Source organism: Herminiimonas aquatilis, assembly GCF_042665175.1.
GTDB classification, from domain to species: Bacteria; Pseudomonadota; Gammaproteobacteria; order Burkholderiales; family Burkholderiaceae_D; genus Oxalicibacterium; species Oxalicibacterium aquatilis.
In genome coordinates this window covers 1143935-1164510 of the sequence record NZ_JBHTCC010000001.1, presented here as the reverse complement: position 1 = coordinate 1164510, position 20576 = coordinate 1143935, and the positions used below count along the sequence as shown (strand labels likewise).

At 53.7% G+C, this 20576-nt stretch carries 19 protein-coding genes and 1 tRNA gene; 5 read left to right on the top strand and 15 right to left on the bottom strand.

The genetic code is table 11. From position 1 onward, the window contains the following. The first annotated feature begins 88 nt into the window (after positions 1 to 88). Positions 89 to 622, top strand: a complete 534-nt coding sequence (locus ACFQO0_RS05340; RefSeq protein ID WP_382232976.1) for a TlpA disulfide reductase family protein — start codon at positions 89 to 91, stop codon at positions 620 to 622. A gap of 37 nt (positions 623 to 659) precedes the next feature. Here ACFQO0_RS05340 and prmC read toward each other — a convergent pair whose 3' ends face one another. The 7 genes from prmC to ACFQO0_RS05305 form a co-directional block, all read right to left on the bottom strand. Next, positions 660 to 1496, bottom strand: a complete 837-nt coding sequence (prmC, locus tag ACFQO0_RS05335; RefSeq protein WP_382232975.1) for a peptide chain release factor N(5)-glutamine methyltransferase — start codon at positions 1494 to 1496, stop codon at positions 660 to 662. Positions 1497 to 1527: 31 nt separating this feature from the next. Then, complete coding sequence (locus ACFQO0_RS05330) at positions 1528 to 2004, bottom strand: disulfide bond formation protein B (protein WP_382232974.1); 477 nt, start codon at positions 2002 to 2004, stop codon at positions 1528 to 1530. Positions 2005 to 2074: 70 nt separating this feature from the next. Next, positions 2075 to 3157: a peptide chain release factor 1 gene (prfA, locus tag ACFQO0_RS05325; protein ID WP_382234035.1), complete on the bottom strand. Its 1083-nt coding sequence runs from the start codon at positions 3155 to 3157 to the stop codon at positions 2075 to 2077. 118 nt (positions 3158 to 3275) lie between these two features. Continuing rightward, positions 3276 to 4565: a glutamyl-tRNA reductase gene (gene hemA, locus ACFQO0_RS05320; protein ID WP_382232973.1), complete on the bottom strand. Its 1290-nt coding sequence runs from the start codon at positions 4563 to 4565 to the stop codon at positions 3276 to 3278. 102 nt (positions 4566 to 4667) lie between these two features. Continuing rightward, positions 4668 to 7058, bottom strand: coding sequence for a CHASE2 domain-containing protein (locus ACFQO0_RS05315; protein WP_382232972.1), 2391 nt, complete (start codon positions 7056 to 7058; stop codon positions 4668 to 4670). A gap of 19 nt (positions 7059 to 7077) precedes the next feature. Next, entirely contained in the window at positions 7078 to 8490 is a 1413-nt protein-coding gene (locus ACFQO0_RS05310; RefSeq protein WP_382232971.1) for a FecR family protein, read from the bottom strand. Positions 8491 to 8521: 31 nt separating this feature from the next. Then, on the bottom strand, positions 8522 to 9211 hold the full coding sequence (locus ACFQO0_RS05305; protein ID WP_382232970.1) for a response regulator transcription factor: 690 nt from the start codon (positions 9209 to 9211) through the stop codon (positions 8522 to 8524). A 406-nt stretch (positions 9212 to 9617) separates the two neighbouring features. Between ACFQO0_RS05305 and ACFQO0_RS05300 the strand changes: the two genes are divergently transcribed. After that, a complete protein-coding gene (locus ACFQO0_RS05300; RefSeq protein WP_382232969.1) occupies positions 9618 to 9794 on the top strand; it encodes a hypothetical protein in 177 nt (58 codons plus the stop codon). A 184-nt stretch (positions 9795 to 9978) separates the two neighbouring features. On the opposite strand, the gene ACFQO0_RS05295 is transcribed toward ACFQO0_RS05300, so the two are convergent. Both ACFQO0_RS05295 and ACFQO0_RS05290 read right to left on the bottom strand, forming a co-directional pair. Next, positions 9979 to 10299 carry a PsiF family protein gene (locus ACFQO0_RS05295; protein WP_382232968.1) on the bottom strand — a complete coding sequence of 107 codons (321 nt, stop codon included), beginning with the start codon at positions 10297 to 10299 and terminating at the stop codon, positions 9979 to 9981. 341 nt (positions 10300 to 10640) lie between these two features. Further along, positions 10641 to 10716 (bottom strand) — tRNA-Phe (locus ACFQO0_RS05290). 157 nt (positions 10717 to 10873) lie between these two features. On the opposite strand from ACFQO0_RS05290, the gene ACFQO0_RS05285 reads away from it, so the two are divergent. The 3 genes from ACFQO0_RS05285 to ACFQO0_RS05275 all read left to right on the top strand — a co-directional run bounded on the left by ACFQO0_RS05285 (position 10874) and on the right by ACFQO0_RS05275 (position 14806). Beyond that, the gene (locus tag ACFQO0_RS05285) at positions 10874 to 12076 is read left to right on the top strand and encodes an FAD-dependent monooxygenase (protein WP_382232967.1); all 1203 of its coding nucleotides are present in this window, start codon (positions 10874 to 10876) and stop codon (positions 12074 to 12076) included. A gap of 86 nt (positions 12077 to 12162) precedes the next feature. Then, positions 12163 to 12882, top strand: a complete 720-nt coding sequence (locus ACFQO0_RS05280; RefSeq protein ID WP_382232966.1) for a DsbC family protein — start codon at positions 12163 to 12165, stop codon at positions 12880 to 12882. A gap of 133 nt (positions 12883 to 13015) precedes the next feature. After that, on the top strand, positions 13016 to 14806 hold the full coding sequence (locus ACFQO0_RS05275; protein ID WP_382232965.1) for a M61 family metallopeptidase: 1791 nt from the start codon (positions 13016 to 13018) through the stop codon (positions 14804 to 14806). Between the two features lie 67 nt (positions 14807 to 14873). On the opposite strand, the gene trpC is transcribed toward ACFQO0_RS05275, so the two are convergent. The 6 genes from trpC to rpe all read right to left on the bottom strand — a co-directional run bounded on the left by trpC (position 14874) and on the right by rpe (position 20443). Further along, the gene (trpC, locus tag ACFQO0_RS05270; protein WP_382234033.1) at positions 14874 to 15674 is read right to left on the bottom strand and encodes an indole-3-glycerol phosphate synthase TrpC; all 801 of its coding nucleotides are present in this window, start codon (positions 15672 to 15674) and stop codon (positions 14874 to 14876) included. A 48-nt stretch (positions 15675 to 15722) separates the two neighbouring features. After that, positions 15723 to 16757, bottom strand: a complete 1035-nt coding sequence (gene trpD, locus ACFQO0_RS05265) for an anthranilate phosphoribosyltransferase (RefSeq protein WP_382232964.1) — start codon at positions 16755 to 16757, stop codon at positions 15723 to 15725. 41 nt (positions 16758 to 16798) lie between these two features. Further along, complete coding sequence (locus ACFQO0_RS05260) at positions 16799 to 17362, bottom strand: aminodeoxychorismate/anthranilate synthase component II (RefSeq protein WP_382232963.1); 564 nt, start codon at positions 17360 to 17362, stop codon at positions 16799 to 16801. Further along, the gene (gene trpE / locus ACFQO0_RS05255) at positions 17363 to 18859 is read right to left on the bottom strand and encodes an anthranilate synthase component I (protein ID WP_382232962.1); all 1497 of its coding nucleotides are present in this window, start codon (positions 18857 to 18859) and stop codon (positions 17363 to 17365) included. It lies immediately after the preceding gene. A gap of 214 nt (positions 18860 to 19073) precedes the next feature. After that, positions 19074 to 19748, bottom strand: coding sequence for a phosphoglycolate phosphatase (locus ACFQO0_RS05250; protein ID WP_382234031.1), 675 nt, complete (start codon positions 19746 to 19748; stop codon positions 19074 to 19076). Positions 19749 to 19777: 29 nt separating this feature from the next. Beyond that, positions 19778 to 20443: a ribulose-phosphate 3-epimerase gene (gene rpe / locus ACFQO0_RS05245; protein WP_382232961.1), complete on the bottom strand. Its 666-nt coding sequence runs from the start codon at positions 20441 to 20443 to the stop codon at positions 19778 to 19780. Positions 20444 to 20576 lie beyond the last annotated feature (133 nt).

The following is a 20576-nucleotide window of genomic DNA, read 5'->3' as shown; positions in this document are numbered from 1 at the left end:
CGACTCAACACCAATAGTCGGACCTGACTATAATGACTGCAACTACATAGCCTCCACCATACAGGTGCGGCATCCCGGATTGTCTATTATGCAAAAACCAGTTTCTGTTACTCCCGCAAGTAAAAACCGCAATTGGCTCAAGGGCCTGGTCTTGCTCGTGATCGCCGCGCTGGCAGTTGTCGGTTACCTGTCCGTGTCGAGTAAAGAAGCGATACCTGATGTAACTTTCGTCAATTTGCAGGGAAAGAAAATCACTTCGCAGGATTTGCGCGGCAAGGTTGTGATGATCAACTTCTGGGCGACCTCATGCGTGACGTGCGTCAAAGAGATGCCGGAGATGATAGAGACGTTCAAGAAATACAATGCGCAAGGTCTGGAATTTGTTGCGGTTGCCATGGCTTACGACCCGCCGAACTATGTGTTGAATTTCGTCGAGACGCGCAAGTTGCCATTCACCGTGGCGCTAGACACACAAGGTGAATTGGCCAAGTCTTTTGGCGATATTAAATTGACGCCAACTACATTGGTGGTCGACAAGGATGGTCACATCATCAAGAAATATGTAGGCGAACCGGATTTTGCAGCCTTGCACAAATTGCTGGAAAAGGCTTTGGCTGCCTGAGGTGCCTGTCTGTGGGTGATGGGTGAGTTGTTTTAAATTATCTGTTTTCGGCGTGCGATTTCTTGCCGCCACTCACACGCTCAATGTTTGCCAGGTCGCGCCAGCTTTGTACTTCCGTAAAATCATTTGCCACTAGTAAATCGCGTACGTCCTCAGCCTGGTCGTAACCGTGTTCCATCAATAACCAGCCTCCATCCGCCAGATGCTGGTGAGCGTGCTGGCTGATGGTGCGCAAGGCCGATAAGCCATCCGCGTGATCGGTTAACGCATCTATCGGTTCAAAGCGCAAATCCCCTTCCGATAAATGGCGATCACCGGCGACGATATACGGCGGATTGGAAACGATCAAATCAAACTGCTGTCCACCTAGCGCTGCAAACCAGTCGCTACGCAAAAATTCGACGTCGACCTGATTGTGCTTTGCATTGGCTTGCGCAACCAGCAAGGCCTTATCGCTGACATCCAGTGCCGTAACTTTTACATCGCTTCGCGTATGGGCAATCGCAACGGCAATCGCGCCGGAGCCGGTGCCCATATCCAGTACGCGACCGTGTTGCGGCAGATGCTGCAATGCCAGTTCAACTAATAACTCGGTATCCGGCCGCGGGATCAGGACGGCAGGATCGACCTGAAACCTGAGGCCGAAAAATTCACGCTCCCCAAGCAGGTAGGCGACGGGTTCGCCTGCGATACGACGTTGAAATAAATCATTGAGGCGAGCTGCCTCGTCTGCACTGAATGTGCGTTCGGCATGGGTAATCAGCTGCACGCGCGTCAATTCCGTGACTTGGCCAATCAGCATGCGTGTTTCCAGTTGGTCAACTGGCGTGTTGCGCATGACGGTCGCTATCGTATCGCCGACCCTGACGTCCATCACGCGCCCCAATATGCCGATGCGTGTTGCATCAATATTTTTTCTGGAAGGCCGTGCGCAGCAGGAAGAGGGCGATCACGATAAACCATACCAGCGCCCATTGCGGCAAGGACAGACCCATGATTGGCGCATATGCGGTTGTACATAAACCGTCAGCTTGAAACAGGAAAGGCAGCAGCTTGGCAGTAGGAATCGTGTTCAACGACGTTTCCAATGGGTCTATGCCGCAAGATACCGTTGGGTTGGCCTTGATGTAAATGTGCCAGCCAGCGACGCCGGCGCCAGCCAGAGAGGCCAGGGCCGCCAATGCGGCACCGACCCGGGCCGTGGCTTCTTTACAAAATGCGGCGATCAGGCAGATGATTGCGACGACTGCAAAGGCATAGCGCTGGATCACGCACAGTGGGCACGGCTGCATTTTTTCCACGTGCTGCAGATAGAGCGCGACGGCCAGCAATGCCATCGACACGAAAGCAACAGCGAGTAAAACGGGTTTGGATTTTTTCATGGTTGGATCCTGGAAAAAAAGTGCACGGTATGAGTCACAGCTATCGAATAAGGTTCAGCAAAATCTCGTATCAGGTGGCGTCGGCCAGCGCTGCCAGCAAATCGGCTTGATGCTCTGCCGCTAGTGCATTGGTCAATTCAGCCAGATCGCCGTCCATGATGAAATCGAGTTTGTACAAAGTCAGGTTGATGCGGTGATCGGTCATGCGGCCTTGCGGGAAATTATACGTGCGTATGCGTTCGCTGCGGTCACCTGAGCCAATCAGCGATTTGCGGGTTGCCGCTTCCTTTGATTGCTGTTCGCGCAACTGCACATCCTTGATACGCGCCGCCAGCACTTTCAATGCGGAGGCCTTGTTCTTGTGCTGGCTGCGATCGTCCTGACATTCGACCACGATGCCAGTCGGAAGATGCGTAATGCGTACGGCGGAATCGGTCTTGTTGATGTGCTGGCCGCCGGCACCAGAGGCGCGATAGGTATCGATGCGCAAGTCGGCGGGATTGATGTTGACGTCTTCCAGCTCATCGGCTTCCGGCATCACGGCGACGGTGCATGCCGAGGTGTGAATGCGGCCCTGGGTTTCTGTCGCTGGTACGCGTTGTACGCGATGGCCGCCGGACTCGAATTTCAGTTTTGAGTACGCGCCATTGCCGACCACGCGCACGATCACTTCCTTGTAGCCGCCGACTTCAGAAGCGGATTCCGACACCATTTCTATCTGCCAGCGATTGCGTTCGGCGAAGCGCGTATACATGCGCAACAGGTCGCCGGCAAACAAGGCCGATTCGTCGCCGCCAGTGCCGGCCCGGATTTCCAGAAAAATATTGCGCTCGTCGTTAGGATCTTTCGGGAGCAGCATTTTTTGCAGGTCAATTTCCAGTTGCTCCATGCGGGCCTTGGCGCCGGCTATTTCTTCCTGGGCAAATTCCTTCATGTCTGGATCGGACAGCATGCCTTGTGCATCCTTGATGTCGTTATCGGCTTGCGTGTAATTGGCGTACAAGGCCACCAGCGGGCCGAGCTCGGCATGTTCGCGCGTCATCTTGCGATACGTATCCATATTGGAGGTCGCGTCTTCCTGCATCAGCAGCACATTCAGTTCTGCCAATCGTTCGGTCAATTGATCGAGCTTGGCGAGCATGGATGGTTTCATCATGATATTCAGTCTTGTATCGGGGTTTGATTCTGGTGGCTTGCGCAGTTTTAACGTGCCGCAAACAAGTGTTCTGCAATCAGGCTGTAGCAGCGTGCAGGGTAGCGAAAGAGCGTCGCTAGCGCTTGGTGCGGAAGAGTTGTGGCAACAAGGCGACCAGGCGAGCACGCTCGTCCCCTTGTGCATTATTCAATGCCTGTTGCGGGCCGTGCAGGAATTTTGCGGTCAAGCCTTTGGATAGCGCTTCCAGTACGATATCAATGTCCTCACCTTTGGCCAATAGCTTGCGTGCACGTTCCAGCTCCAGCATGCGCATGGTTTCGCTGGATTCATGCAAGTCTTGAATCACGGGAACGACGGCGCGCGTATCCATCCAGTGCATGAAGGATTGCACGCGTGTCTCGATGATGGCTTCTGCCTGCGCGACTGCAGCCTGGCGATTTTCCACGCCGGTTTGAACAAAATTGCCCAGATCATCGACGGTGTACAGGAACACGTCATCGAGGCGGCCGATCTCCGGTTCGATATCGCGCGGCACTGCCAGATCGACCATGAACATCGGTTTGTGACGACGCGCCTTGATCGCGCGCTCGACCATGCCGAGGCCGATGATAGGGAGCGATGACGCGGTCGATGAAATCACGATGTCGTAAGTCGCCAGCTGGTCAGGCAAATCGGCAAGGCGGATGGCGCGACCATTGAAGCGATGGGCCAGCACTTCGCCGCGTTCCAGCGTGCGGTTGGCGATGGTCAGAGATTGTGGATTTTGTGCCGCGAAATGAGTGGCGCACAATTCGATCATTTCACCGGCGCCGATGAACAGTACATTCTGTTCCGAGAGCTTGTCGAAAATACGTTGTGACATGCGCACCGAAGCGGCGGCCATGGACACACTATGTGCGCCGATTTCAGTCGTGCTGCGCACTTCCTTGGCGACGGCGAACGTGCGTTGGAACATTTGATGCAAATAAGTGCCGAGACCGCCGGCCGCTTCTGCCTGGCGCACGGCATCCTTCATTTGGCCGAGAATCTGGGGCTCGCCCAACACCATCGAGTCCAGCCCTGATGCGACGCGGAATGCATGGCGTACTGCATTGTCTTGCGGGAGTGCGTACAGGAAGGGGCGTAATTCGGAATAAGGCAGCTTGTGATAATCGGCGAGGAAATGCGCGGTCAGATCGATTGCTTCATTCACGCCGCCGGGCAATTGACTCGCCGCATACAACTCTGTGCGATTGCAGGTGGAGAGGATCGCGGCTTCATCGGAAATGATTTTGCTGTTGCTGCGGCCATACCACTCCCGTGCGGAAGCCACCGCTTGACCGAGCTGGTCAGCAGGAAAGGCTACCTTTTCGCGCAGTGAAACAGGCGCGGTAGTGTGGTTGAGGCCGACGGCCAGCAGTTGCATATAGGACACCAACATTCGGATTGAATCGAAGCATATTATAGCCTGTTGCAATATGGCACGAGGCTCTTGCCGCTGGGCATACAGCGCGGTGTTTTCAGAATGCTAAATGCTGCGACAGAGAGGCAGGCTGAGTGTAAAGGTCGTGCCCTGGCCCGCAACACTGATGAAGCTGATTTCGCCGAGGTGACGTTCGATCACGGTTTTCACGAATACCAGTCCCAGACCGACGCCATCGTGACGCGGCTGGTCAGGTAAATCGACACGCTGGAAGCGCTGGAAGAGCTTGCTTTGATCGGTTTCGGCAATGCCATAACCATGATCGCAAATGCCGCACATGATGCGTGTTTGTTCGCCAACTTCTGTCAGCCATAAGGTACACAGAATGCTGGTGTGGTCCGGGCTGTAATTGATGGCATTCGACATCAGATTGCTCAGCGCGCGCGTCAGCAAGGTACGATCGGCATTGACCGGATATTCGCCATCCTTGATCTCGACTTGTAAATGTATGTGCCGACTTTTTGCCAGTGACCACATTTCATCCGCAGCATCAAACAACAGATCCTGGAAGTCGACTTCCTCCAGACGATATTCTTGGGATTCCGCGCGCGCCAATTGCACAAAATTGTCTGCCAGGCCTAATGTTTTACGGCAGGCTTTTTCTATTCGAGCAAAGAGTTCCGCCTGTGGCAGTTCGGACGAGCTTTCATGCTGCAATTCCAGCAAGGCCAGAATCGATGCCTGTGGTGCGCGCATGTCATGCGACAGAAAGCGCAAGGTTTCATCGCGGCTGCGTTCAATTGCACGTATCGTGGAGATGTCGAGAATACTGACGATCCAGCCTGTTAATAAATTCGTCGCCGAATAACAAGGGCCGCTTTTAACCAGCAGATCACGCCCAGTGTGATCTTGCGCCGAGACGCCATTTAGCAGGGCTTGAGCATGGTTGAGATCGAGTAGATGCTGCCATTCAAAAGACAGATTGACCGCCTGGTCTACCGGTACCGGCATCTTGAGTTGCGCAAGTAATTCAATGACCGAGCTTCCTCGTACATCGTTGCGCCCCAGACTCCAGTAATAATCTTTTGCATGGCGGTTCGCGAGCAGGATGAGTCCGTCGACAGAAGTTACGAGTGTGGCATCCGGCAGGTTATCCAGATTGTCCGACACGAACTGGCGCAGATCGCGAACCCGGCGCGCGGCATTCTTCATGGCGGCGATGCGCTGCTCCAGAATATCGGTCGCATCTTCGGCTGGCGGTGCAATTTTTTCTTCCGGCAGTAGATGCGGTTCCCGGTCCAGGCGTGTGAATTCCTGGCCCAGATAGTTGATGGCTGCTTCTAGTCGGCGCCAACTCCACAAAGGATAAGAAATCACGATCCCAATGATGGCGACCGAGGGTGGCAACCATATATTCATGAAACGCAAACCAATATAGCTGGTGAAAACCGTCATCAATAACCACATGCCTGCCGCGAACAAGGCCAGACGTGGCGACAGCAGTAGATAACCTAGCATCGCCATGAATATCGGAACGATGGCAAACAAAATCGTCTCCAGTGGCGTGGCCACATGTATGCTTTTTTCCTGCATCAGGTTGCTGAGAATTTGCGCGTGGATTTCAATTCCTGGCATCGCTCCTGTATTGCCGGAAACCGGCGTCGGATACGAATCCGTCATGCCGGGCGCAGTTGCGCCTATCAGCACATATTTGTCGGCGAAGAATTCGGCGGGAACCTCACCACGCAAAACCGCAACATACGGAATCGATTGGATATAGCCGACGTTGCCGGCGAACGGGATATACATTTGGTCGGCGCGTTGCCAGCTGTCGACGCCGGCAGCCTTGGTTTGTACGTCGCCGGCGGGAAGTACGGGCATGACCGCTCCGGATTCGCCGAGAGTCAGGAGTGCGGCCGAGAAATTCTGCCACCATGTGCCGTTTTGACCCTCACGTAAAAAGACGCTGCGTACTACGCCATCGTTATCGTGTGTCAAGTTGATGTGGCCCAGTGCACCAGCTGCCTTTATTAATTCTTGCGTCGGCAGGCTGGCGGTCAGACCGTGACCTGCGTTGGTCAGCGTCACTGGCAAAACAGTGCGACCGTTTTGTGACAGCGCAGCCGCCAATTGGCGATCACCGGATGCGGAGCCACCAGCTTGTGGCGGTTCCTGCTCTGACAGAATGACGTCGAGCCCGATCGCACGCGGTTTTGCCTGATTCAGTTTGGTGATCAGCTCTGCATGCGTGCTGCGCGGCCATGGCCAACGTCCGAGTTGCGCCAGACTATAGTCGTCTATTGCCACAATGATGATGTCGTCTGGCGTCGGTTTGCTGGCAGTAGACAAGAATAGGTCGTAGCGCGATTGATCCAATCGACTCAAGCCATTTTGCCAACTGGCGATTGCCGCAATGGTCATCAGGATGAGGAGCAATGCCAGCCACTCACGCAGCGCAAGACGCTGCCTGAGGGGGGAAAGCCATCGAGGTTTCATCAATTGTGTGAGGAGCGGCTTAGCGGGGCGTATTGCGCGAGACTTCTTTCGTACGCAAAGGATGTCCGTCGTTTATGATCCATTGATCCGTCACGATCAAGGTCTGCGCCAGCGAGTAGGGATTGCTGCTGCCATCTGCATTCACGCTTTGCACGCGGGCGAAGTAAGTGCCGAAAGATGGACGAGGGAGTTTGATTTCATTGCCGGTAACGCTGGTGGTAAACAGCAGCCAGCTGAATTCCAGATCGCGTGCTACTTGCACGTTGTACTTTTGATTGACGGAGCCCGGCCAGCGTAATACCAGTTCCTTGAAGCCGCCATCGGCTACTGACGGTGCTGCCTGGGTCGGCAATGCTTTGATAGAGTCGGTGCGATTTCTGATATTGGCAGCCATCGTGCGCGGCATCCCTTCCAGGCCGAATTTATCAATCGCGGCAATCCGGATGAAGTAATTGCCTTCCTGGATATTGTTGACAACGACTTCACTGGAGTTGCTACCGGCTTCTGCCAGCAGATTCAGCATCTCGCCATCCTGTGCGATTTGCACGTGATAGGCACGCGCATCGGCGCTGGGTTCTATCCTGAATTTCGCCGCTTCGTCTTGTCGATAAGGCTTGTCTGCCAATTGCGGTGGTGGCAGCAGATCGATCGCGGGACCGACCACCTCACGCGTGATGATATTGCCTTTGGCGATTGGCAAAAGGCGGGTTTCCGGCGCTTGCTGCGAACCCACGGCAACGCGCCCTTCCAATACTTCCGTTGCGACTTTTTGGTTGTTGATACTGACGCGGAAATAAGTGCCGCGTACGCCAGCTACTGACATTGGCGTATGGACTTCGAAGCGCCCGCGATTCACATCCAGTGGGGACACACGCGATACCACGCGACCGCGCATCAATTTGACTTCGGTACGCGGGCTGCCGGTGTAAAGGGATTTGCGTAATTTGGTAACCAGTACGCTGCTATTCGATGGCAGCGACACGCGTGATTCATCGGCCAGCGACATCGTCAGGAAACTATTGGCTTCAGTCGTGATGCGCATACCTTCAGTGATGCGGCTGCCGATGTTCAGGATGGTTGAACTGCCATCCGCTGCCGTTGCAGAGATCGAACCATTGCGGGCGATCACGGTTGCTTCACTTGGTTCGTCTGCCAATAGTTCGGCCGGAATGATGATGGCTGTGCCGATAGGGATGTTGCTGTCTTTATTGATTTTATTTGCTTGCCCGATCGCGATCCAGTTGCCGCTGCGAGTCGTCAAGCGCTGCGCGATGGATATCAGGGTATCGCCTGACTGCGCGTAATACGTAATGCTGGAGAGATTGACTTTGATGCTGCCTGGCGTCTGCGCGGAAACAGGAAGACTGACGAAGAGCAGTGAGCCTATCGTCAGTGCGGCAATCAGCATCAATTTTTGAAGGGGAATGCGCATCTTATCTTTCCGCGCAAACCATGTGCGCTAGCTAGCCAGTCATTTGTTCCAGACGATAGCCGTAGCTATATACCGGAGCCAATCGAAAACCATGTTCTGGCCGCAATTGTAGCTTGCTCCGCACTCTAGACACATGTGTGTCCATGGTTCGCGATGGAATTTCTACATCGCGGGCCCAGACTGCCTCCAAAATGTAGGCGCGCGACAACGGACGGCCCAGATTGCGGAAGAACAGCAAAGCCAGATCAAATTCTTTTTGCGTAACTTCGATCGGTGTGCCCGACACGGTCAGGCGTCCGGTACGCGCCTCAAATACAAAATTACCAAATTGGATCTGCTCGATCGGATTCTGACTTGGATAAGCCCGACGCAGCAAGGCTTGTACGCGCGCCAGCAATTCGCCACGGCGAATTGGCTTGATCATGTAGTCGTCGGCGCCAGCAGCCAATCCGGCCACGATGTCATCTTCGCCGGAGCGACTGGTCATGAAGAGTACCGGCAAATTAGCTGGCAGCTTTTCTCGCGCCCAGCGCAATACGTCGGCTCCGCTCAGGTCGGGCACCTGCCAGTCAATAATCAGCATGTCAAAACTTTCCCGACGCAACTGATTCAACAATTCCTTGCCACTTTGGAAAGGGTGGCAGAAGTGACCAGCGGCATTGAGAACCTGACAGACTAAATCCGTCTGGCTGCGGTCATCATCGAGTACGGCAATTCGCATATTTTTGGCGCTTGGAAAGCGAGTTATATTTCGTTTCCCTAATTTAACAAAGTATTCCCACACTGGGTCTGCTACTGTTCCGATGTGACAATATTTCACAAAATACGAGGGTGAATACCTGTCATTTATGGTTTTTTTGCCTCATGTCAGTCTTTTTCTGACTGATGACTACGATTTAATGTACTCCCATATATTGGCTGTTTCAACGAAATCCCGCCCCTTCCTGTTCCGTTTTTAACTCTGTAGATGCCTCAGTTTGTTGTATTTTCACGCTCCATGACCCCAACGATGGGCGACTCATTACTATTCTTTGGAGAAAGTTGCCCAAAAGACATTGATAGTTTTGTGACATTTTCTATAATCAAATTGCAGAAACCGAGAAGGTTGGAACTGACCGGAGGTAATCATGAAAGTGCATCTATTTGATTCCTGGCATCTCCCGCATTTCACGCACTCCAAGGATGAATTAAAAGAGGATGAGTTCGACATCCTGACCTTGCTGGCATTTTCGATCGGCGTGCCCTTGCTTGTTCTTGGAGGTTTGTCGCTGATGCAAATGTTGTTTGGCTGGACCTTGCTTTAAATATTCGTTGATGGAGGGCTGCGTCAGACGACGCCCTAACGTGTATTACACGTTGAATCTTGATATGTATGATCGCTGCTGGCGCAAGCTTTCGCAGCAATAAAAAACGCGCAGGGCACTTTTAAGTGACTGCGCGTTTTTATGAGGGCACGAACAAAAGTCAGCAATGCCCCCGGTAATTGCTTTATTTCTTGGATAGGCAAGTTTTCATGAATTTTTTGCGTTCTTCGCCCTTCATGGCCGCTGCATCTTCATTGCAAGCCTTCATTCTGTCGCGCTGAGCTTGTTGGGCTGGCGTGACCTTGTCATCCCCACCGCTCAGGCAAGACTTCATGAATGCTTTACGCTCATCCCCTTTTTTACCTTCGGCGCTCTTATTGCAATTGGCCATTTTTTCTTGCTGGGCAAGCTGCGCCGGGCTGGGCGTTTTGGCCGGAGCAGGATCGGCGGCGAAGGCACACGTTGCAAAGGCGCTGGAAACCAAAAGTGCTAGGAATTTATTCATTGGAGCCTCTCAAGTAAAAGGTGAAGAATTGCTGGCTTGGTGCGATGCAGGCTTGCAGGATCAAAACGGTTGCAAGTTGACTCGCGTTGACAGACGCCTGCAGATCCCGTGATGTGATTGCTGCGGCACGGATGAAGATGATCTGTTGCTACTTATTTGTCAAATGTATATTTGACGGCAACAAGGAAAATAAAAAATCCCCGTACGGGAAATGCAGTGCGTCTGGTTTTGTGCGCATGTGCGGCGCATCGCGCCTGAATCGCCAGGGGATGAGCCGAAGAATTCAGCAGCCCGGAATTGAAAAACCCGCGCAAATCAATGATTTGCGCGGGTTTTAATCTTGGTGGCCCGGGGCGGAATCGAACCACCGACACAAGGATTTTCAATCCTCTGCTCTACCGACTGAGCTACCAGGCCAAGGCGCGCAAGTATAGCAAAGCTATTGGAATATGCAAGGGTTTCCTGCAATTTGAATTGATCGCAGCCGCTATAATGCGATTGATCGTGTTCTTGCCGCAGTATTTGGCGTTGTACTTACTGAATAATTTTTCATCATTTTCACAGGTTCGGCTTTATGCATATACAAAGCGATGTTTGCATTATCGGGAATGGTGCCATTGGCAAAGTGGCTGCGCTGGGGTTTGCGCAGGCAGGATTGAAAGTGACCTTGCTCAGTCCGCTAGCCGCATCTGCTATAAGAACGCCGCAATCGCCTGTTGCAATAGAGGCGTGGGATGTACGTGTGTACGCCGTCAATCACGTTGCGCATGATTTATTGTCATCCGTGAAAGTGTGGGAGGCGCTGGATGCTACACGTGTGGCGCCGGTTGATTCCATGGTGGCGAATGGCGATGCGGCCGGTGCACTGGCGTTCGATGCCTATGGCGCGCGCGTCGGCACTTTGGCATGGATCGTGGAAGATCGTAATTTGAACCAGGCACTGGATGCGGCCTTGAAGTTTGCGTCGAATGTGCGGACCGTCCATGGTCGCGCGGTTGATTTAAAGGCAGACGATACAGCCGCCCGCGTGCAACTGGAAAACGGCGATACGCTGGGCGCCGAGCTGATAGTGGGTGCGGATGGCGGGCAATCGTGGGTGCGCACGCAATGCAATATCGATTTTGATTATCGCCCTTACGGCCAGCGCGCGATTGTCAGCAATTTCACATGTGAGAAAGCACATCACGGCATCGCGCATCAATGGTTTTCGGTGTCGGAAGGCATCATTGCCTTGCTGCCGTTGCCGGGTAATCAAGTGTCACTCGTATGGTCGGCACCGGATGCTTTGGCCGATACCTTGGCGCAGGAATCGCTGACGCAACTAGCAGCGCGCTTGAGCGCATTGGCCGCGACTGAACTCGGTAGCTTGACGCCATTGCAGCCGGAAATAGTCAAATCATTCCCGCTCTCCTTGATACGCCCGCATGCGATTACCGCGCCGCGGGTGGCCTTGATCGGCGATGCGGCGCATGTCGTGCATCCGCTGGCCGGGCATGGCATGAATCTGGGGTTTGCCGATGTCGCCGGTTTGATCAAGGCGGTAGTGGAGCGCGGCGCACATCGCGATTGCGGCGATGCGCGCGTGTTGGCGCGTTACGCGCGTTCGCGCAAGGAAGATATACTGCTGATGCAATTGGCAACCGATGGCCTGGCGCGCTTGTTTGGCACCGCATTCGAACCATTGCGCATCGTGCGTAACTTGGGATTGAACTTGGTGAACAAGTTGCCGGTCTTAAAAAGGCGGTTGATTGGCCACGCACTCGGTAGCAAGAATTAGCAACAGGCGCTTGCTGCAAGAGCAAGTCACGTTTTGTCTGGCAGGACGCATCAGCTTCTGCTCAAAAATTTAATCGGAAATGAATAATGAAAATGATGAAGGCTGCGTTTGCAGTATTACTGGGTTTGACTTTTTCTGCGGCATTCGCGGAAACGGCACAGGAAACAGCCGTAAGAAAGGCGATTGAACCGCGTCTGGGTGAAGAAGCCAAAGTCGCTTCCGTGACCAAGACGCCGTATTCCGGCTTGTTTGAAGTGCAGGTGAATGGCGACATCATTTATACCGATGCGAAGGCGCAGTATCTGTTCGTCGGTCGTGTGGTGGATACCAAAACCTATCAGGATTACACCAAGGCGCGTCTGGATGAGATCAACAAGGTTGCGTTCAGCGATTTGCCGCTAGAGGCAGCGATGAAACATGTCAAAGGCAATGGCAAGCGCGCGATTGCAGTGTTCGAGGATCCAAACTGCGGTTATTGCAAACAATTCCGCCAGACGCTGGAGCAGATCAATAACATCACTGTGTATACGTTCATGTACAACATTTTGTCGCCGGATTCGATTACCCGTTCCCGCAACATATGGTGTTCCGCCGATCGCAACAAGGCGTGGGATGACTGGATGTTGAGCGGGAAAAATCCTGCGACCGCATCAGATAACTGTGTTGCACCGCATGAAAAAGTACTGGCGCTGGGACGCAGCATGAAAGTGACTGGTACGCCGACCATCATATTCACCGATGGCTCGCGTATCCCGGGCGCGATCGATGCCAAGGCGCTGGAAGCGAAGCTGGCCTCAGTTAAATAAGAAACCCGATAAGGTTTGTCTGAACGGCCACGCTTGCGTGGCCGTTTTCAATTGGGCTTTAACTTGGTGCTTGCATGCGCATGCAGGCGGATGCAGCTAAACTAGCGCCATCGTATTTATTACATGGCACAGCATGAAAAAAGCAATTCACTACACCATCGTTCCCAAAGATCTGGCCGCACATCTTTTTGCAGTCACCGTGACGGTAAATCAACCCGATCCGATCGGACAATGCTTCTCTCTCCCCGCGTGGATACCTGGCAGTTACATGATTCGCGAGTTTGCCAAGAACATCGTGCAGATCAGCGCTGAATCTGACGGTAAAAAAATTGGCTTGAGCAAGCTCGACAAACAGACCTGGATAGCGGATGAGTGCAGCGGCACACTGATCTTGCGGTATGAGGTGTACGCATGGGACTTGTCGGTGCGCACTGCGCATCTGGATCAAACCCACGGATTTTTCAATGGCAGCAGCGTCTTTCTGCGTGTCGAGGATCGCGAAGACAGCGTGCATATCGTCGATATTCAAAAGCCGCAAGGCGATGAAGTCGATGCATGGCGTGTCGCTACCGCGATGCGCCAACTGGACGCCAAGCGCTATGGTTTCGGGACCTACATCGCATCGAACTACGATGAGTTGATCGATCATCCGGTGGAGTTGGGGACGTTTTCCTTGGCGACGTTCAGGGCGCACGATGTGCAACACGATGTGGTCTTTACGGGCAATGTGCCGAACCTTGATTTGCCGCGCCTGACGACTGACTTGAAGAAGATATGCGAAACGCAGATTGCATTCTTCGAGCCCCACAGCAAACGTGCGCCTGTCGATCGCTATGTTTTCATGACGATGGTGGTGGGTGATGGTTACGGCGGGCTCGAACATCGCGCGTCGACGGCATTGATTTGCTCGCGCGCCGATCTACCGGTCAAAGGTCAAAAGGAAATGAGTGACGGTTATCGTACCTTCCTTGGTTTGTGCAGCCATGAATATTTTCATACATGGAACGTCAAGCGCATCAAGCCTGCCGCATTTGTTCCCTACGATTTGGCGACCGAGAATTACACATCCTTGCTTTGGTTGTTCGAAGGTTTCACCAGTTATTACGATGATCTGATGCTGGTCCGTAGCGGCGTGATTGATGAACCGGCTTATCTGAAACTGGTTTCAAAAACCATCAACAGCGTATTGCGCGGCAGTGGCCGGCATAAACAAAGTGTGGCCGAGTCGAGTTTCGATGCGTGGGTTAAATACTATCGGCAGGATGAAAGTGCGACTAATTCCATCGTCAGCTATTACACCAAAGGTTCGCTGCTCGGTCTCGCACTCGACTTGACGATACGCGCCGCAACGAAAGGCAAGAAATCGCTGGACGATGTGATGCTGGCCTTGTGGCGGCAGTACGGCCACGATTTTTATCAGGACGGCAAGGAGGGACGCGGCGTCACTGATGCAGAAGTCGATGAGTTGTTCGATAGCGTGACAGGTTTGAAGCTGAAGCGCGTGCTGGAGCGCTGGGTGCGCGGAACGGACGACTTGCCGTTGGAAAAACTGCTGACACCGTTTGGAGTCGCATTTACCGATGAGCGCAAGAACGGCAAGCCGGGTTTGGGCTGCCGCACAGTGCGCGATGGCACCGATTGCAAGGTGGCGAATGTGTATGAGAATGGTGCCGCGCACAAGGCGGGAATATCAGCGGGCGACGTGCTGGTGGCGATCGATGGTTTGCGCGTAACAGGGACGAATCTGGATGGCATGCTCAGTCGTTATCGCGCCGGTGATGCGATCGTTATGCACGTATTCCGCCGTGACGAATTATTGAATCTGAAGGCGAAAGTACAAGCATCCGATGCGCCGAATGTGATGCTGACTGCGGAAGCGAAGCCGACTAGCGCAGTGCGACTGCGTGATGCATGGCTTAAGTAACGGCCATTTGAAATAGCTAGATAGGCATTGAAGCTGCGATAGCAATTGCTACCGCAGCTTCAATGTTTTAGTGGAAGAGGCGGTTCAGTTCCACGCCCGGTTCAGGTGCGCGCATGAAAGCTTCGCCTACCAAAAATGCGTGCACATCGGCATCGCGCATTTTTTTCACATCATCCGGGGTGACGATCGCGGATTCGGTAATCACCAACTTGTCCGGTGAAATGCGTGGCAGCAAATCCAGTGTGGTTTGCAGTGAAGTTTCAAACGTGCGCAGGTTGCGGTTGTTCACGCCCAGCAAGGCCGTTTCCAAGCGCAAGGCAGCTGTGAGTTCTTCAGCGTTGTGCACTTCCACCAGCACGTTCATGCCGAGTTCATGGGCGCAAGCTTCCAGTTCTGCCATCAAGCCGTGATCCAGTCCTGCCACGATCAACAGGATGCAATCCGCACCCCAAGAACGTGCTTCATACAGCTGATACGGATCAATCATGAAATCCTTGCGCAATACCGGCAGGGAGCACGCAGCACGTGCCTGCTTCAGGTATTCCGGTGCGCCCTGGAAGAATTGCACATCCGTCAGTACGGACAGGCAAGCCGCACCATGCTGTTCGTAGCTGAGAGCGATTTCTGCCGGATGAAAGTCAGGTCGAATCACGCCTTTGGATGGTGATGCTTTTTTGATCTCGGCAATGATGCCCGCGTTGCCCGCCGCAATTTTCTGACGCAATGAATTTTCAAAGCCGCGTATTGCTGCGCGTGCTTCTTTATCTGCTTCAACTTCGCTACGCAAGCTGGCCAGGCTGCGATACTTCTTCGCAGCAGCGACTTCATCGGCTTTGACGGCCAGGATTTTATTCAGTATGTCGGACATGGTGATTTGATTCATATAGGGGTGCAAGTCAGCAGACTTGCGGATGCGTCAGATTTTGCCTAACGCTTGCGTGACGCTAACAAACTGTTCCAGCTTGGCACGCGCTGCGCCTGATGCAATAGCTTCGCGCGCCCGTTTCAAGCCATCTGCGATAGAGATCGCAACGCCTGCCGCGTACAAGGCGGTGCCAGCATTCAATGCAACGATGTCGCGCGCTGCGCCATTGACGTTGTCGAGTGCTTCGAAAATCTTTACTTTTGATTCCAGCGAATCGGCCACTTTCAGATTGCGGCTGGCGATCATCTGTAAACCGAAATCTTCGGGATGAATTTCATACTCGCGAATCTCGCCATTGATCAGTTCGCCGACCATGGTCGCAGCACCCAGCGAGACTTCATCCATATTGTCGCGGCCCCAGACCACGATCGCATGTTGCGCACCCAAGCGTTGCAACACGCGTACTTGTATGCCGACCAGATCGGGATGGAATACGCCCATCAAGATATTCGGAGCGCCAGCCGGATTGGTCAGCGGGCCAAGAATATTGAAGATGGTCCGTACGCCGAGTTCCTTGCGTACCGGTGCTGCATGTTTCATCGCCGCGTGGTGATTTGGCGCGAACATGAAGCCGATGCCGGTTTGTGCGATCGATTCCGCCACCAGTTCCGGCTTCAAGTTGATATTTGCGCCCAGCGATTCCAGTACATCGGCGCTACCTGAAGACGATGACACGCTACGACCGCCATGCTTGGCAATTCTTGCGCCGGCCGCTGCGGCAACAAACATCGATGCGGTAGAAATATTGAAAGTGTTCGCGCCATCACCACCGGTGCCGACGATGTCGAGCAGATTGGTGGTGTCAGCTAATGGTACTTTGGTAGAAAACTCGCGCATGACCTGCGCGGCAGCAGCGATCTCGCCTATGCTTTCCTTCTTCACACGCAAGCCCATCGTCAGCGCGGCAATCATCACGGGCGACATTTCACCGGACATGATTTTGCGGAACAGGTGCAGCATCTCGTCGTGGAAAATTTCACGATGATCGATGCAGCGCAACAGGGCTTCTTGGTCAGTAATCGGCATGGCAAGGCTTTCTGTATTCAAATGGCGACCAGCACTATCCATTAGCGGACAAGGAAGTTTTGCAACAGCGCGTGACCGTGTTCGGACAGGATGGATTCGGGATGGAATTGCACCCCTTGGATATCGAAATCCTTGTGGCGCACGCCCATGATTTCTCCATCATCGGTCCACGCCGTCACTTCCAGGCAATCTGGCAGTGATGCACGTTCTATCGCCAGTGAATGGTAGCGGATCACCGTGTACGGGCTAGGCAAGTCTTTGAATACGCCGACGCCGGTGTGCGTGATCTGCGACGTCTTGCCATGCATGACTTGCTGCGCACGCACGACCTTGCCACCGAAGGCGGCACCTATCGCTTGATGGCCTAGGCACACACCGAGAATCGGCAACTTGCCGGCGAACTGCTGCAGGATAGGTACGGAGACGCCCGCTTCGTGCGGGGTGCACGGGCCGGGTGATATGCAGATGCGTTCCGGTTTCAATGCTGCGATTTGCTCCAGCGTGATTTCGTCGTTACGCACGGTGTGGACATCTTCGCCCAGTTCACCGAAATACTGCACCAGGTTATAGGTGAAGGAGTCGTAGTTATCGATCATCAGTAACATTTAAATCTCCCCGTCCAAACCATCTTGTACTTGTTCCGCTGCACGTAATACGGCGCGGGCCTTGTTCTCGGTTTCCTGCCATTCCATCTCGGGTACCGAGTCGGCCACGATGCCGGCGGCAGCTTGTACATACAACATGCCATCCTTGATGACGCCGGTGCGGATCGCGATGGCCAGATCCATTTCGCCACCGAACGACAGGTAGCCGCAGGCGCCGCCGTAGATGCCGCGCTTGGTCGGTTCCAGTTCGTCGATTATTTCCATCGCACGAACCTTCGGTGCTCCAGACAATGTGCCCGCAGGAAAAGTCGCTTTCAATACGTCGAGATTCGACAAGCCATCTTTCAATGTACCTTCGACATTCGAGACGATGTGCTGCACGTGCGAATATTTTTCGATCACCAGTTTGTCGGTAACTAATACGCTGCCGGTTTCTGCAATGCGGCCGATATCGTTGCGCGCGAGGTCGATCAGCATCACGTGTTCGGCGATTTCTTTTGGATCGGCCAGCAATTCTTTCGCGAGGATCGCATCTCTTTCGGGAGTGTCGCCACGTGGGCGTGTGCCGGCCAAAGGACGGATCGTGATTTTCTTTTTGCCGCTCGGCATGGTTTCGTTGCGCACCAGAATTTCCGGCGACGCACCGACGATTTGCATGTCGCCGAAATTGTAGAAATACATATACGGCGACGGATTCAATGAACGCAAGGCACGGTACAGGGTCAGCGGCGCATCGACATACGATTTCTTGATGCGCTGGCCGATCTGTACCTGCATCAAGTCGCCGGCCATCACGTATTCCTTGGCTTTGGCAACAGCGGCCAGATAATCTTTTTTGTCGAATTCGCGGATCGTATCGGTGCGGACTGAGGCGCTGGTGACCGGTGCTTCGACCGCACGGTGCAGTTTGGCGCGTAAGTCTTTCAGCCGCTGACGGCCGTTGGCATACGCCTCCGGCTGCGCCGGATCGACATACACAATCAGGTAAAGCTTGCCCGACAGATTGTCGATGACGGCCAGTTCTTCCGTCAGCAACAACTGGATTTCCGGCAAGCCGAGATCGTCCTTTGGCGTCGAGTGCGCCAGCCGTTTTTCGACATGGCGCACAGCGTCATAGCCAAAATAGCCGGCAAGCCCCCCGCAAAACCGTGGCATCCCGGGCATGATCGCGACTTTGTAACGCGCCTGGAATTCCGCGATGAACTCCAGCGGATTGCCTTCAAAGGTTTCGATGACGGTGCCGTTGCGCACGACTTCAACGCGCGTGCCGAAGCTGCGCATCAAGGTGTTGGCAGGCAGACCGATGAAGGAATAGCGGCCAAAGCGCTCGCCACCAACGACGGATTCCAGCAAAAAGGTGTTTTTGCCGCAGTCCTCGGTTTGCGCCAGCTTGAGGTACAGCGAAAGTGGTGTTTCCAGATCGGCAAATGCTTCAGCGACCAGTGGAATACGGTTGTAGCCTTGCGTGGCCAGCGATTTGAATTCGAGTTCAGTCATGGGTTCTCTCCGGACCGCTATTGTAGACGAGCGGTTTAGTACTTTAGTAAGTACTTCAAAAAACGTTGCTGATCGCGCGCGAATGTAGAAACTGCAAAACGTGCGAACGATCAGCGGCAAGTGGTGCTTAGCACCAGTTTTGCCAGCCTCGCCATAGCCAGGCCTCATGGGCGCCTGGTGTCGTGAGTCGTTTTTTGTCGAGAGACATGATGATTTATGTTGTTGAAATAAGATGTGCCGCTTCTAGCAGCGAAGAAACTATACCATCGGTATCAACGTCTTGTATAGACTGCCCGTGGTTGTAGCCGTAAGGGACGTTGAGAACCTTGCAACCTGCGGCGCGCGCGGCTTGCGAGTCGTTGATCGAGTCGCCGATCGCCACGACTTGCGCTGGGTTCAAGCCAAAATCCGCACACACCTGCAATAACTGCATCGGATCGGGTTTCTTTTTGGCGAAAGAATCGCCGCCATAAACAATTTCGAAATAAATGCTCAAGCCGGTTTTTTGCAGCAAAGGCAGGGCAAATACCATCGGCTTGTTGGTGACGCAAGCCATGCGCAAACCTTTTGCTTGCATGGCTTGCAAGCCTTCGTGCACACCCGGGTAAGCGCTTGCGAATTCGCCGTTGACGTCGAAATAGTGTTTTTCGAACAGCGCCATCGCTTCTTTGAAGCGCAATTCGACCTCGTCAGCGGAAAAATCCACCCCTATGCTTTGCCGCACCAGATTTTCGGCACCCTTGCCGACGAAGCTGATCGCGGTGTCCAGCGTGAGCGGCCCCAAGTCCAGGTCGGCGCGCATGCGATTTAGTGTGATGTGCAAATCCTGTGCGGTATGCAGCATGGTGCCGTCGAGATCGACAATGACGCCGCGTATGTCTTGCAGCATCTGGTTTTCAATTGCGCTGGAAGTCAAATTCAGACCTTTGCCAGTTCGCTGCGCATCGCATCGATGACGGCTTTGTAGTCTGGTTTGCCGAAAATGGCGGAACCAGCGACAAAGGTGTCTGCGCCGGCACGGGCTGCTGCTTCGATATTGTCGATTTTGATGCCGCCATCGACTTCCAGCATGATGTCGCGACCGGACTCATCGATCAGTTTGCGCACGGCTGCGATTTTTTTCAGCGTATGCGGGATGAAGGATTGACCGCCGAAGCCGGGATTGACCGACATCAACAGAATGATGTCGAGCTTGTCCATCACGTGTTCTAGATAGTGCAATGGTGTCGCAGGGTTGAATACCAGTCCGGCTTTGCAGCCGTTATCGCGTATCAATTGCAGCGTGCGATCTACATGCTCTGATGCTTCCGGGTGGAAGGTAATGATGTTGGCGCCTGCTTTGGCAAAATCAGGGATGATCCGATCGACCGGCTTGACCATCAGGTGCACATCGATAGGCACTTGCACATGCGGGCGTATTGCTTCACATACCAAAGGACCTATCGTGAGGTTCGGAACGTAATGGTTATCCATCACGTCGAAGTGAATGATGTCGGCGCCGGCGGTGACGACGTTGCGTACTTCTTCCCCAAGGCGGGCGAAATCGGCGGAAAGAATGCTGGGAGCGATGCGGTAGTTGGCCATGGTCGTGACTTTGTAGATGAAGCCGCTATTTTACCCTGTGGCTCTGAGACTGCGGTTTGCAAGATGTCGACAGAGGATGGATGCTTGCGATTTTCGGAGACGTCTGGGGTCTGCTATATATAGTTGCCGTACG

Excerpts from the sequence above, each read along its gene's own strand:
- ACFQO0_RS05300 (WP_382232969.1), top strand. The coding sequence starts at position 9,618 with ATGAAAGTGCATCTATTTGATTCCTGGCATCTCCCGCATTTCACGCAC.
- trpC (WP_382234033.1), bottom strand. The coding sequence starts at position 15,674 with ATGTCCGACATACTGAATAAAATCCTGGCCGTCAAAGCCGATGAAGTC.
- ACFQO0_RS05260 (WP_382232963.1), bottom strand. The coding sequence starts at position 17,362 with ATGTTACTGATGATCGATAACTACGACTCCTTCACCTATAACCTGGTG.
- ACFQO0_RS05295 (WP_382232968.1), bottom strand. The coding sequence starts at position 10,299 with ATGAATAAATTCCTAGCACTTTTGGTTTCCAGCGCCTTTGCAACGTGT.
- trpE (WP_382232962.1), bottom strand. The coding sequence starts at position 18,859 with ATGACTGAACTCGAATTCAAATCGCTGGCCACGCAAGGCTACAACCGT.
- trpD (WP_382232964.1), bottom strand. The coding sequence starts at position 16,757 with ATGCCGATTACTGACCAAGAAGCCCTGTTGCGCTGCATCGATCATCGT.
- rpe (WP_382232961.1), bottom strand. The coding sequence starts at position 20,443 with ATGGCCAACTACCGCATCGCTCCCAGCATTCTTTCCGCCGATTTCGCC.
- prfA (WP_382234035.1), bottom strand. The coding sequence starts at position 3,157 with ATGAAACCATCCATGCTCGCCAAGCTCGATCAATTGACCGAACGATTG.
- ACFQO0_RS05285 (WP_382232967.1), top strand. The coding sequence starts at position 10,874 with ATGCATATACAAAGCGATGTTTGCATTATCGGGAATGGTGCCATTGGC.
- prmC (WP_382232975.1), bottom strand. The coding sequence starts at position 1,496 with ATGGACGTCAGGGTCGGCGATACGATAGCGACCGTCATGCGCAACACG.
- ACFQO0_RS05340 (WP_382232976.1), top strand. The coding sequence starts at position 89 with ATGCAAAAACCAGTTTCTGTTACTCCCGCAAGTAAAAACCGCAATTGG.
- ACFQO0_RS05280 (WP_382232966.1), top strand. The coding sequence starts at position 12,163 with ATGAAAATGATGAAGGCTGCGTTTGCAGTATTACTGGGTTTGACTTTT.
- ACFQO0_RS05315 (WP_382232972.1), bottom strand. The coding sequence starts at position 7,058 with ATGAAACCTCGATGGCTTTCCCCCCTCAGGCAGCGTCTTGCGCTGCGT.
- ACFQO0_RS05250 (WP_382234031.1), bottom strand. The coding sequence starts at position 19,748 with ATGCTGCAAGACATACGCGGCGTCATTGTCGATCTCGACGGCACCATG.
- hemA (WP_382232973.1), bottom strand. The coding sequence starts at position 4,565 with ATGCAACTGCTGGCCGTCGGCCTCAACCACACTACCGCGCCTGTTTCA.
- ACFQO0_RS05305 (WP_382232970.1), bottom strand. The coding sequence starts at position 9,211 with ATGCGAATTGCCGTACTCGATGATGACCGCAGCCAGACGGATTTAGTC.
- ACFQO0_RS05310 (WP_382232971.1), bottom strand. The coding sequence starts at position 8,490 with ATGCGCATTCCCCTTCAAAAATTGATGCTGATTGCCGCACTGACGATA.
- ACFQO0_RS05330 (WP_382232974.1), bottom strand. The coding sequence starts at position 2,004 with ATGAAAAAATCCAAACCCGTTTTACTCGCTGTTGCTTTCGTGTCGATG.
- ACFQO0_RS05275 (WP_382232965.1), top strand. The coding sequence starts at position 13,016 with ATGAAAAAAGCAATTCACTACACCATCGTTCCCAAAGATCTGGCCGCA.